This window comes from Snuella sedimenti (genome assembly GCF_016428595.1).
Lineage (GTDB): Bacteria > Bacteroidota > Bacteroidia > Flavobacteriales > Flavobacteriaceae > Snuella > Snuella sedimenti.
In genome coordinates, this window is sequence record NZ_JAELVQ010000031.1 from 1 (window position 1) to 12,901 (window position 12,901).

The 12,901-nt window shown below is 35.7% G+C and carries 8 protein-coding genes; all 8 read right to left on the reverse strand.

Going from position 1 to position 12,901, the window contains the following annotated elements; translation table 11 throughout:
• Positions 1-104: 104 nt before the first annotated feature.
• Positions 105-272, reverse strand: a complete 168-nt coding sequence (locus tag JF259_RS16015) for a RagB/SusD family nutrient uptake outer membrane protein (RefSeq protein WP_199116718.1) — start codon at positions 270-272, stop codon at positions 105-107.
• Positions 273-277: 5 nt separating this feature from the next.
• A complete protein-coding gene (locus JF259_RS16020) occupies positions 278-3,040 on the reverse strand; it encodes a beta-galactosidase (RefSeq protein ID WP_199116719.1) in 2,763 nt (920 codons plus the stop codon).
• Between the two features lie 56 nt (positions 3,041-3,096).
• A complete protein-coding gene (locus JF259_RS16025; protein ID WP_199116720.1) occupies positions 3,097-3,669 on the reverse strand; it encodes an FG-GAP repeat domain-containing protein in 573 nt (190 codons plus the stop codon).
• A 92-nt stretch (positions 3,670-3,761) separates the two neighbouring features.
• The gene (locus tag JF259_RS16030) at positions 3,762-5,855 is read right to left on the reverse strand and encodes a sulfatase-like hydrolase/transferase (RefSeq protein WP_199116721.1); all 2,094 of its coding nucleotides are present in this window, start codon (positions 5,853-5,855) and stop codon (positions 3,762-3,764) included.
• Positions 5,856-5,937: 82 nt separating this feature from the next.
• On the reverse strand, positions 5,938-6,678 hold the full coding sequence (locus JF259_RS16035) for a glycoside hydrolase family protein (RefSeq protein ID WP_199116722.1): 741 nt from the start codon (positions 6,676-6,678) through the stop codon (positions 5,938-5,940).
• A gap of 204 nt (positions 6,679-6,882) precedes the next feature.
• Entirely contained in the window at positions 6,883-10,251 is a 3,369-nt protein-coding gene (locus JF259_RS16040) for a VCBS repeat-containing protein (RefSeq protein WP_199116723.1), read from the reverse strand.
• A gap of 142 nt (positions 10,252-10,393) precedes the next feature.
• Positions 10,394-11,209, reverse strand: a complete 816-nt coding sequence (locus JF259_RS16045; protein WP_199116724.1) for a DUF5018-related domain-containing protein — start codon at positions 11,207-11,209, stop codon at positions 10,394-10,396.
• 20 nt (positions 11,210-11,229) lie between these two features.
• On the reverse strand, positions 11,230-12,900 hold the full coding sequence (locus JF259_RS16050) for a RagB/SusD family nutrient uptake outer membrane protein (protein WP_199116725.1): 1,671 nt from the start codon (positions 12,898-12,900) through the stop codon (positions 11,230-11,232).
• Position 12,901 lies beyond the last annotated feature (1 nt).

Here is a 12,901-nt window from a genome sequence, read left to right on the forward strand (position 1 = left end):
TGAGAAAAAAATTAAAAAAGAATCACTAATTTTAACACTCAAATAAAACGATTTTTGGCACTTCATTTACACTGCTCACTTTCATCCGGCACGGGTGGTTCACTTTAACCGAATTTTCCAGTAAGACCGGATAAGGCTATTGGAGGTACAACAATATCGGATCCATCAGAAGCTGCTCCTAGTCCACCTCTTGTTCTTAAATCATTCACCATATCCAATAGTTCTTGAGACGGACCGTTAACCTCGTTCATGGCTTCAACATAATTAAGCATTTTTCCTAATACAATGATATTTGAAAACGATATTCCGGTTTTATCTTAGCCTGTAACAACTGTGCCCTGTCCACTTGGGAAGTATCCACATATTTTTCAAAATATATCTTTGGAGTGGTACTTTCGAATGCCTTAATTCTTATAATAAAGGGATTACCTGCCATATACTCCTTAAAACGGTTTATCCCGATAACCCATGGTGTTCCGTCGAACAGATAATCACTAAACAATTTAGAGCCTAAAAAAGCATCTGCCCTATCGCCTGTAAACGAAATGTTCAACCTTAATTCCTTATCCATATTCTGAATATTTTCAGGAATCTTCAACTCGTAATAGGCTAATTTATCTTCCTTGCCCCATTTAAACTGAGGCAATCCATTTTCGTTTTGACTGCCCAGTAATTGTACCGAAGTTTCACCATCGGTTGTTACGGTTTCCCAAGTGTTATCTGTGTTCCATATCAAGCGGTCCCCGTTTTCAAGAAAAGCTTCTATTTCAGCAATACATTTCAAACCAGGATTGCTAGATGTTATCGTAATGGTATTATGTTGTTTCCACGGTATGGAACTTAGGTCTGCCATCCAATAATTACCTTTTTTTACGGTATTTATGGCTTGGTCGTTTATAAGCACCGTTACATCGTTGGAAGTGGAAAATCGTATTGAAGCTTCCGCTACTTTAGAGATGGATGCGTATTCAAAATCTTTTGTTATAACGCTCTTTCCCGTAGTGTTAGTTGCTTGTATCCAATAGGCCTTTTCCATAGGACGATAGGTTATAATTTCAACAGGGAGTTTTTCTGACTCTCCCTTATGTTCTATAACGGAAAATACCCCGTCCTTTTTATCTGAAAAAGAGGTCGACTCCGGGTAGATTAAAAGTTTTTGATCGTTGCTTTCGGAAAAGGCGATTATCTCGTCCTTATCCATAAAAACGCCCGATTCACTCAATACAAAATACGCCTCATTTTTATTATTCAACTTCCAGACCTTATCAGATTGGTCCGCAGTCAAAGTTAAAATTTTTATAAAGGTGCCATTTGTTTGTTCAATCTCAATCACACAATCGGTTCCAGGACGTAAGCCGGATATGAAATATCCGTTCTTTTCCTTTTTTACCGCACCTTTGACGGCATGGATGCTTTTGATGTTATCCTTTTTGAAAAAATATTCGGCAGGCACCCCGTCGTCCTGAAAGAACACCCACATCTTATTTTTATCATTAGAAAGTTTAGAAATAGGCTGTACGGTGGCATAAGCCAACCTAACGTCTTCCATATCCAGGTTAATTGGCCAAGTAAAATAGGCACCATCCTCAACAGTTATGGGTTTACGAGGTATTTGCAGGCTCTCACTCTTTAGAGCTACCTGAAATTGAACGCCCTTATAGTCTGGACGTGTTCTTTTATAAAGATAGTTAGAACAAAACAGAAAGGCCTGGTTGTCCTTGGCACGAACGGCCCATTGCAAATTATCAGTATTGCCGTTAGATGTAGGCAAATAGGCCACCATAGGAGCTAGTTCTACCCCAAAATCGTTCATAAAATAATTCAATTTCTTGGTCTCGCCCATAACGGCTCCCAAAGTACCGAACTCCCCTAAAGGAGCCTGATAATCATAGGAGACCCTACTAGTTGAGGATTGAAGAGTGGTTTTCCTCCCTATTTTATGACTGCCTCCACTGTACATATAGTAACCCATAAGATTAACACCGCACCCCAACCTAAGGTTTATGTTTTCTCCTGCCATTTCTTTAGGTACTATGGGACGTCTATGATAAAACGTAGGAGTTCCCAATCCGACTTCGCATGTAAAATAAGGTGATTCTACTTCCTTAGAATTGAGCGACTGCACATCACCCTCCAACTGAATTAAATCTGTACCAATATTGTCGGATAAGCGATTATAGGAAAAGAATTCAAAATTACCTACTGGTAGTTCGCCATAACCTCCACTCCAAGGCGTTTCAATATAGTAACCTGCATAGGGTATGATATCCTTTTTAGGATAATCGGATGCCATCCAATGGGTCATGGTGTAAAGTGGTACATCAAACCCTTCTTCAATGGCTATTTTTTTCAATTCCAACAAATGTGGTACTACATGCCCTTTTCTTACGTACTCGTTTTCTAGTTGTATTCCCATTATGGGACCATCTTCTTTATAAAGAAACCCTTCTATTTGGTTATAGATGGCTCGGTACCAATTGCGAACATACTCCAAATACAACGGATCATTATAACGCTTTTTAATGTATTTTTTTTTCATCAACCAGTCTGGCAAACCTCCGTTACGGCATTCGGCATTAATGTAGGGGCCCACCCTTAAATGTAACTTTAGCCCAATCGTTTTACAGAGTTCGACAAACTTTCGGATATCGTTGTTGCCCGTCCAGTCCATTTGTCCTTCTATTTCCTCATGATAGATCCAAAAAACATAGGAACTAACAATATCTATACCCGAAGCCTTCATCTTCAATAAGGTCTCTTCCCAATAGCGGTGGTCATAACGACTAAAATGAAATTCTCCCATGACTGGAAGTACAGGACTACCTCCCTCAGTCATATATAAACTATTTACCTTTATCTCTTTTCCTTTTTTGCCCGGGTTACCCATTTTAAAATCGGTTGCGATTTCTGGATAGGCTACTTGGCTTAGGTCTATCTTATATTTCTGTGCGTTGGCTACAAAGCATGCACACAAAATTCCTACTATATAACTAAGTAGTTTTTTGCGGGTGCTTTTAAATTTTGTTTTGTGATTGTTCATCTTCAGTTAGTAAACTTTTAAACTATTGAATTTTGTTAAATTTAAATTATGAGGCTTTAACGATTATTAGTATATATCCTTAATGTATCATTGTTTGTGGCTACAAGTATCCCTAATTTACTATTTTCTTTTCCTAGCTTAATCGGCTTACAATCCTTAACGTTATAAGGAACAAAAAAGCCACTAACCTGAGGAGATATGGCTTTAAAAGTACCATCTTGTTTCCCTTCTAACACTAAACCACATGAGGCATCGGCTCGGGAGGTTTCAATTTCATTATCAAATTGGTTACCAGCAATAAGAATATCTAATACACCGTCGTTGGTAAAATCTCCCGTTACAACACCTTGAATCGTTGAAAATTGGGCATGGATTGGAAGTGTCTTTTTTTCAAAAGTTCCATTATGGTTAATAACCATAATACTCGAAAATGTTTCAGCTTTTAGGTGGAGACCATAATTTATTCCCTCACCTAAAATTTCATTAATATCCGCATTGGCAAATTCGGCATATGTTTTAAACTTTTTTCGGATACCAGGCATCTGTTCCGAAGAACATTCTAGTCCCCTAACAGACACTTGTTTATCCTTATTATATTTCGCCAAAAACACATCGTACTTTCCATTCATATCAAAATCGTTACTATATACATGTAAAACCTCTGTTGTTTAACTGAGGCTTTTTGCTTTAGGGAGTGATTAATTCTATTTTTACAAACAGCCTAATGGTAAAAAGCAGACTGAGGTATACTCGATCTTGTTATATTGTTAGTTTTCCATTCCAGTTTAAATGGTATAGCATCTCTGTTAGCGTTGTGTAAATAGATGCGGATAGGATGTAATCCTTTTTGCAGTACCATAGTTTCGGTTTTTACTGTATTGGCCTGATAGTTATAATCTGCATCTACTAAAATGGCATCATGTAGTTTGATAACTGCTTTACCGCTAGTACTAAAACTAAAGGTATATGTGCCTTCTTTCGGCACTTCTAAATACCCTTCAAATAAGTAAAGGTCTTGCTGTTGCTTGGTATAATTGAAAGTATTTACATTTTTTGTTTTTCCTTTTTTTGAGGGATTAAGAACTTCCAGGTTGGGTAACCACGGATAAACACCAGCATAAGATGTCCATCTCAATCCTTTCTTTATTTTTTTGAGAGCAACCGAAGGTATTGCTAAATTATCATAAGGACGCTTAGCAGAGATATTGGTGCGACGCATTTGGAGTATGCGAGCTTTCATGGTGCTTTGCAATTCGGGCATAGCATTGTTAGCAGCTAGGTTATTAGCCTGATGCGTATCGTTTTTAATATCGTATATCTCAAAATCGGCATTAACATCTTCAATGTTATAGCGAATGCCAACGTAGTCGTCCACACGAATCATTTGCATTTCCTTTCTAGAGCGATTGCGGTTATTTTCATTAAAGGCACTGTAGTTAGGTGTTTTTCCTCCAACACTGTATTCTACGTATATTTTACTGTCTTTTTGTCCTTTACTATTTGTTAGTGTAGGCAATAACGATACCCCATCACTGTTAGCAGGAGCGGGTAATCCGGCAGCTTCCATAAAAGTAGGCAACCAATCGTATGAAATACTTGGTGTATTGCTTACAGTATTTTTTGCAATCTTTTTTGGCCACCTCACAACCAATGGCATGCGTAGTCCTCCTTCAAGAACATCACGCTTAATACCATCAAAAGGGCCATAACTATCAAAAAAAGTAGGGTGGTTGGGTACGTAGGGTTTGGGTAAGTACGATTCTTGTGAAGGCCCATTATCTGAAGTGAACACCACTAATGTGTTATCGTCTATGTTCAAATCTTTTAATAGTTGTAAAATATCACCAACCGCATCATCTATTCTACGTACGCTCGTGGCATATCGTTTGTAAGTATTAGGCCAAGGGACTTCGGCTGTAGTGGTATTGGTATCGTGATCGTAAATGGCATTGGCATAATCGGGGTGCATCCAAGAGTCTGGTTGTCCACTGGCAGTATTTATCATGTGTCCTGGTGTTCCTAACCACTGTACACCACCTTTTAGACCGCCTCCTTTAGGATATGCTTGGGTTGGTAGTTCTAAAACGGCATGAGGTGTATCGTAAGCCAAGAACATAAAAAAAGGCTTCTCGTTATTTTTAACGGTATTGGTAATCCATTGTTTAGCTTTCGCTGTCCATAAATCGCCAGTAAAACATTTATCTAATGCTTCGGTTACGTCGGTATCGTTTTCCCAAACTTGACCGTGGTTTCTGTATAACCTTTCTTTTGGGTAGTGCTCATGTCCATCTACATGGGTCATATACCCATAAAAATAGTCAAAGCCCCTGTTGGTAGGTCGCGCAGGCCAACTAGCTCCGTTTTCGGACCAGCGCTTATCTCCCTGTAGCCCCCATTTTCCAATGGCAGCTGTAGTATAGCCTGCTTTTTGTAATGTATTGGCTAAGGTATGGTTGTCGGCCAAAGCTTTGTCAAATTGATTGTTTCTTACATTCGCATGTCCTTGACTTAAGCCACTAAGCAAGGACGCTCTGGAAGGGGCACATACTGGAGCTGCTGAATAATGTTGAAGCATTACGGCTCCTTCGTTGGCCATAGTGTCTAGGTGCGGTGTAAAAGCCCAGGGTTTTGATCTGTCATTATTTTTTTTCCTTTCATTTTGGTACAATACGCCCAAATCCCCATAGCCTAGATCGTCGGTTAAAATAAAAATGATGTTGGGTTGCTCTTCATTCTTTTGTTTGGTTTTTTGGCAATAGCCAAGTTGCACAAAAAATACGCTAAGTACAAATAGCGCTAATGGTGTTAATTTCATTGTTAAGGGTTTTTAATAATGTATTTTTTTAATTTTTAATATTAGGGGTTAGTTTTTTGTGATGCGCAAAATCGTTGGGCACCTAATTTAAGCTTCCTAAAATATCCAAACTGGCGGCCTTAAGGTTATATGGTAGTTTATCATTTTTGGCAAGTTCTGTTATAGTTGCAATGAATGGCGTCTTATTGGGTACATATAACAAATGGTTTAAGGCCATTAGAGCCAGATATTCATTGTTTGCTTTACAATAAGATTTTAGTTTTTGTTCGGCATGGCTATTTTGAAAGCTAGCGTATGCTATAACCGATGCAGTAACGGAAACAGGAGCATAGCTGTCATTAATGGCTTCTAGTATAGCTGCTTTATGGGGTTTTAGAATGGTTTCATTTTGGCTTTTAAATCCTGTAATAGCCCCAATAACGCATGATTTTATTTTCACTTTTAAGTGCTTTAATTTGTTTCTCGGCAATTGCCTTTTCACATTTTCAAAAATAAAAGGACCTTCAGAATAATCGGATACGGCATGAACTATTTCACAATCAGTCAACCAAGCATTATGTCCCAATCTTTCTGGCCACCGGGAATAATAACCATGGTATTTTTCTCCCCATTTAATCACTGTTAATCCCCAAATACGATAGCCTGGATCTACTAAAATATACTTATTACGCTTTTTCTTATAAAAATTATCCTTAACCGGTACTGGGATACTTTTGAACTCCCATGTCATAGAATCATCTTCTATTTGTATTTGAGCATATATCTTTGACCAATTACCGTTAATTAAAATATATATACAATATAAAAAGAGTAATTGCTTCATTCTTGTTTTTTTTAATTAGTTCATTTTTTAATATACAGAGAATATGTTTTTTGTCAATAACACTTTTGTAATATAAAAAGGCTTAAAGTATTGAAGTTGTTGATACGCACTTGGGCATCATTTTAGTTATTCTTTGTATTTATTTAATATTTAAGTGTTCCCTTGCATTGTTATTCTTATTAAATCATATTGGTTTTTAAGTTACTATTCTGTTTTGGCAAAAAGGCGCAGAACATCATCATTACATCCCACTAATATTCCTAAGGTATTATCATGACCTAGTTTTATTCTTTTTACATCTTTAACATTATAGGGCACAAAAAAACCTGTTTTTAATTGAGATAAGCTACAATATTTACCCTTTTCGCTTTTTAAAATCACCCCAACCGAGGCATCTGCCATTGTTGTTTCAATTTCTGTTTCAAACTGATTTCCAGCAGCAACAATGTCTAATCTCCCATCATTATCTAGATCTTCTATTATAATCCCTTGAATTGTTGATAATTGTGCTTCATTAGGCAATTGCTCTAAAACAAATGTGCCGTTATCGTTCTTTAAGATACAACTTGCAAACAGTTTAGCTTGATAATGTAAACTGTTATCTAAACCTGGACCCAAAATTTCACTTATGCTCGCATCTGCAAACTCATTAAAGGTTTTGTATTTCTTCTTTATTTCAGGTATCTGCTCAGAAGAGCAATCTAAACCTCTTACAGGTACTTGATCTCCTTGTTCGTTGTATTTGGCTAAAAAGGCATCAAAACTACCGTTGACATCAAAGTCGTTAGCATATATGTGTAAAGGTTTTTCATTAGAGGCTTTAAATTTATGGTTTAAACCCAAGTTACCAACAACAAAATCTACATCTCCATCCTTATCATAATCGGTTGCCACTATTTTATACCACCATCCTGTTGTGTCTTTTAATCCATACTTTTTAGTTTCATCTACTAACTGTCCTTTGTTATTTATAAAGAACTTTATTGGCATCCATTCTCCAACTAAAATTAAATCAGGATATTTGTCATTATTAATATCTGCCCATACACTGGAATTAACCATTCCTACTTTGCTTAATGCTTTGGCCTTTATTTTAGTTACATCGGTAAAGTTACCTTCTCCATCATTCTCCAATAGTAGACTTTTTGGAGGAAACGGGTAGTAATTAGGCACAACTTTCCCTCCAATAAATACATCTAAATCTCCATCATTATCATAATCTGCAACAGATACGCAACCTCCACTTGCATTTATTTTTGGTAAACCTTTAGATCTTGTATATTCCCCTTTTCCATTATTTAAATACAATCTGTCTTGATAATGTGTTGACAGTGGCTCAAATTCATATCCTCCACTAACTACATACAAATCTAAATCCCCATCTCCATCAGCATCGAAAAATACTGATTCCATGTCTTCAAAAACCTTATCGTTTTCAAAAGCTTCTTGCTTAAGATGAATAAACTTCTTTGATTTATTTTGAAGGTAAACTCGTCCACTTTGATTACTTGCCCCACCAATAAAAAAATCTTCAAGACCATCATTATTTATGTCTCCAACCGAAATATAAGGCCCATTTATAGAATATTTTTTTGGCAATAATACCTGTTTCTCATAATCATTAAAATAATTCTCTTTATGTCTAAAGGGGTTCTGGAAATAGTTATAGGTTTGGTCACTAAATAGTGTTTTAACATTCTTATTTTTAGAATTACTTTTTTGTTGTAAACTGCTATTGCTATACGCTACTGTAAGTAATTGGTTAGCGTCTTGATTTCTTAGCATATTTATGTTTCCATCTGGCCAAACCACTTTAACACTGTCTATTTTTTTTTGGTTTCCCAATCCAAAATGTACTATAGGTTCTACTGAAGACAAATACCCACGTACGGTCTTAAACTCTTGATATTGCTTCTTTTTATTACTGTACAAAGTTAGCTTTGTTCCTAAGCCTGTGGTATTCCCTTTTGGTCCTAACAATTTAATCTTTAAATAAGATTGATTTGTCACCAAATTATTTTTAAAAACAAAAGCTTCTTTATCCACATTGTTGACTACCAAATCCAAATCACCATCATTATCTAAATCACCAACAGCAGCTCCATTAGAAAAACTAGGAATATCAAATCCTATTTCTTGAGTTTTGTTTGTAAAGGTTAAATCGCCATTGTTTATATAAAAATGGTTTGGAAGTTCCTGAGAAGGATAGATGTTTATTATGTCGTTTGCCAAGCCCCTAGACATGTCCTCCAGGCTAGTATATATCCCCCTATTTTTTTCATAGAGCTCTTTCCTTTTATAATAACTGTCTCTATCAAATAATTCCCTTTTATAACCATTGCTTACAAAAACATCTTTAAGTCCATTATTGTTAAAATCTACCATTAAACAACTCCAACTCCAATCGGTTTTTGAAATACCAGCGATTTGAGAAATATCACTAAAATAAGAGTTTCCTCTATTTAAATGCAACATATTATGCATGTATTGATTGTGAAACCCTTTTTCTTTTAACCTATCAAAACGCTTTATATTCATAGGGGGCATTGATGTTTTAGATCTTTTATAGTTGGAAGGCAACATTTCGGTAACAAAAATATCTTCAAAACCATCATTATTCATATCTGCAATATCTGATCCCATGGAATAAAACGAAACATGATTTGTAGCTTCTTTTATTTTTTCCTTAAAAGTTCCATCTCCATTATTTAAATACAGATAATCATTTTCAGAGAAATCGTTTGCCACAAAAATATCGATATAACCGTCATTGTTAACATCTGAAGTTACGACGCTTAAACTAAATCCAAAATTACTTGTTATACCAGCTTGCTTACTAATGTTATAAAATTTACCTCCTCTGTTTTCAAACAATTTATCCCGGTAATCATCATGAGTAGATTCTTTATTTTTGAGTATATCGGCCAACCCTATGTAAAATTTGTCTGGACGATTCGTTATATAGACATCCAAATCGTTATCGTTATCAAAATCAAAAAAAGAAGCATGTGTTGAATAACCTCTATCGTTCAGTCCAAACCCTGAAGCCTGCTCTATAAATGTATTATCTTGCTGATTTATAAATAGTAAGTTTTCTCGCTGACTGCTATTGTTGGATTTTATTCCTCCTCTACAAATATAAATATCTAAATAACCATCTGCATTAACATCAGCCATAACAACTCCATTGTGCCAACCATCGCCTCCGCCTACACCTGCTTGTTTGGTAATATCTTCAAACTTAAAGTCGCCTTTGTTTAAGTATAATTTATTTGAAGAATCGTTTGCTGTGAAATAAATATCCGGCAGACCATCATTGTTTATATCTCCAATGGCTACGCCTCCTCCGTTATATACATAGTTAAAATTATCAAAGAAATTTTTATAATTTTCTTCTATCTTATTGTTAAATAAGATTCCTGATTGAGAAGCAGGTATCAATTCAAAAGTAGCCTCTTTACTATTTATTAGTACTTTTTTTTCGTTACAAGAACTGAGAATAAAAAATAAACAATAGATACTCCAAATTTTGAATTGCTTTACTTTTCTATGTTTATAAAAGATTAAATTCATTTAGCAGATATTTTAATTAAACCATTGCCTATTATTATTTAATAAAGTTGTTTAAACCTTGTTGCTAGAATAGAAAAATGCGAGAATAAAATTCTCGCATTTTCACAAATTAACTCTAAACAAAATAACTAAAAAAAATCATTTATTTTAAAACTAAAGTTTCTCTAATGATTCTAAATCCACCACTACCAGAATATCTATAGTTCAAAACAAATGTTTTAGTAGCTGGGTCATAACTATTCTCATCTCCTGGTATTTTTTCTAATGTATCACTAGAATCTCCAGCTGCAGCTAAAGATAATGTGTTATCTGCATTAATTGTTATATTGACTTTCCAAGAGCCTCCTCCTGGCCAATTATCAGCTAGACTTCCTTGAATAGTATTTTCATCTATCGTGCTGTAGAACTTCTCAAAACCTGACCATTCCCAGTAAGCTGGATTGGGATGAGTTACATTGCCCGTAGATAAATACGTTCCTTCATAAGAATTTATTAGTGGCAAGGCTCCTATATTTATTGTCCAATCTCTTGATGTTTTATCATCTGCAGCTGTAACACGGTATTTTCTTGGTACTGTATAATCTCCAGGTACACCTAATGTTGGCGCTCCATCTAATGGCTCAATAGTAGCCGCAGGAGAAATTCTTACGGACACTGCAATGTTAGACAAACTAACTTCTCTTCTAATTTCCTGAGTAAAACTCCCGGATGGGGCAGGAACCGTAGGGTTTAAAGTTATTGTTGCAGATAAACTATCTATTACCAAATCATTTTTGGTTAAATATTTAAATTTCATACTTTCTACACCATTAGCGTTTTTATCAATATAACGGTGTTCTAAATCAAAAGTTAAAATTTCTGCTTCTTCAAAAACAGGAAGTTCTTCCAAATCAGCCTTTAGGCAAGAGGTAAATATTATTGCCACTAAGGCAAACAGTATATATATGCTTTTTTTCATGTTTTAAATTTTTAAGTGATTTACCAACCAGGATTTTGTGCTCCTGCTAACTTCGAATTAGTTCTAATTTGACTATCAGGTACTGGGAACAATAAACGCTGTGGTTTGAAATTTAGCTCTACACTCCATGGTGATTCAATAACATTTATTAAACCATCTAACTCCATATCCAAGCCATGCAATTTACCTGATAATTGTGGAATTGTGGTTCTATTTTCCGCACGGGCCCATCTTATTAAAGACCAATAATAATCATCTTCCATAACTAATTCTACACGCCTCTCAATATCGTAATATTTCCAAAATTCTGTTTCTGAAACACCACTTGATAGTGGAGGTAATCCACCGTGCGTCTCTCTGGTCATATTAAGGTACTTCACGGCGTTTGGTAAATCTGATTTTCGTGCATAAGCCTCTGCTTTGTTTAAATATACCTCGCCTAAACGTAATATGGGTTCTGCCCAATTTACTGGTAAGTTCCAAAAGATAAAGTCTTCTTCATACATCCACTTACGGAACATATATCCCGTTTTAGACATCCCCCAAGAACCTTGAGGATTTGATGTCCAATGGGAGTTACCGCCTCTTCTGAATGTAAAAATCGAATTTCTATATTGTGCAGAATCTCTAACTATAGATTGTTCAAAACGGTCATCTCTATTGGCATAGAAATCTTTAGAAGGCATTCCTTGATTGTCCAACCCTTTTCTTTCGGTGCCATCTTTAACCAAATAGGCATCAACCAACTCTTGTGAGGGCCAACGCAATGGCCAAGCTTCAAATAGATCATCGTCATTAAATTGAGGAACTGCTGTCGCGTGAAGTTTACGTCCATTAGATACGTTTACTAAGTTTCTAAACATACGGGTGTTTATATAGTTGTTAAAATCTTCACCTCTACTATAAACTAAAATATTCTCCGGAGAACTTTTTGTACCAGCATAACTATTAAACATATTCTTGTATACAGGATCTAAAGAATAGCCTAAGGTTTCAACTTCATTTGCAGCAGAAATTACCTTATCATAATCCCCTATTTGCAATGCTACCATTGTTAAAAATGCATAAGCAGCACCTTTATTTAACCGACCTTCTCTACCAGTTGTAACATCAACAGGCAGGTCTAATACAGCTTCTTCCAAATCTTGAATTATAAAGTTGTAGGTTTCACGTTCAGAAGAACGTGGTAATTCTAAATCATCGTCAGGCGTAAGAACCTTATCTACAATTATTAAACCACCAAAACGTCGTGCTTGCCAGAAATAGGTCATAGCCCTTAATGCTTTAGCTTCTGCCACCAGCTTTTTCCTTGTGTTTTCATCAATACTATTAGAAGCAGAAATACGTGCTATGGCTAGGTTTGCAGCTCTAATTACGCCAAATCTGTTCCAGCCGTAATCTTCATTTATATTAACATTACCCTGCTGAACATGGCGGGAACCTCCATTATCATCATTGGGTACAATGTTATCTGTCCAATCATCAGTTTCTTGTCTTATCCATCGAGACAAGGCATTATTATATAAGGTAAGTATAAAACCTTCAGCCAATTGGGCATCTGCCCAAATATCGGCTTCAGAAAAAGCATCTAGTGGTTTTTTGTCCAAAGCATCATCACTACATGAAAAATTTGACAATACTACTAATGCACATACAAACCATGCAAATAGATTTTTTTTAAATGTTTTCATA

Excerpts from the sequence above, each read along its gene's own strand:
- JF259_RS16045 (WP_199116724.1), bottom strand. The coding sequence starts at position 11,209 with ATGAAAAAAAGCATATATATACTGTTTGCCTTAGTGGCAATAATATTT.
- JF259_RS16015 (WP_199116718.1), bottom strand. The coding sequence starts at position 272 with ATGCTTAATTATGTTGAAGCCATGAACGAGGTTAACGGTCCGTCTCAA.
- JF259_RS16025 (WP_199116720.1), bottom strand. The coding sequence starts at position 3,669 with ATGAATGGAAAGTACGATGTGTTTTTGGCGAAATATAATAAGGATAAA.
- JF259_RS16040 (WP_199116723.1), bottom strand. The coding sequence starts at position 10,251 with ATGAATTTAATCTTTTATAAACATAGAAAAGTAAAGCAATTCAAAATT.
- JF259_RS16050 (WP_199116725.1), bottom strand. The coding sequence starts at position 12,900 with ATGAAAACATTTAAAAAAAATCTATTTGCATGGTTTGTATGTGCATTA.
- JF259_RS16030 (WP_199116721.1), bottom strand. The coding sequence starts at position 5,855 with ATGAAATTAACACCATTAGCGCTATTTGTACTTAGCGTATTTTTTGTG.
- JF259_RS16020 (WP_199116719.1), bottom strand. The coding sequence starts at position 3,040 with ATGAACAATCACAAAACAAAATTTAAAAGCACCCGCAAAAAACTACTT.
- JF259_RS16035 (WP_199116722.1), bottom strand. The coding sequence starts at position 6,678 with ATGAAGCAATTACTCTTTTTATATTGTATATATATTTTAATTAACGGT.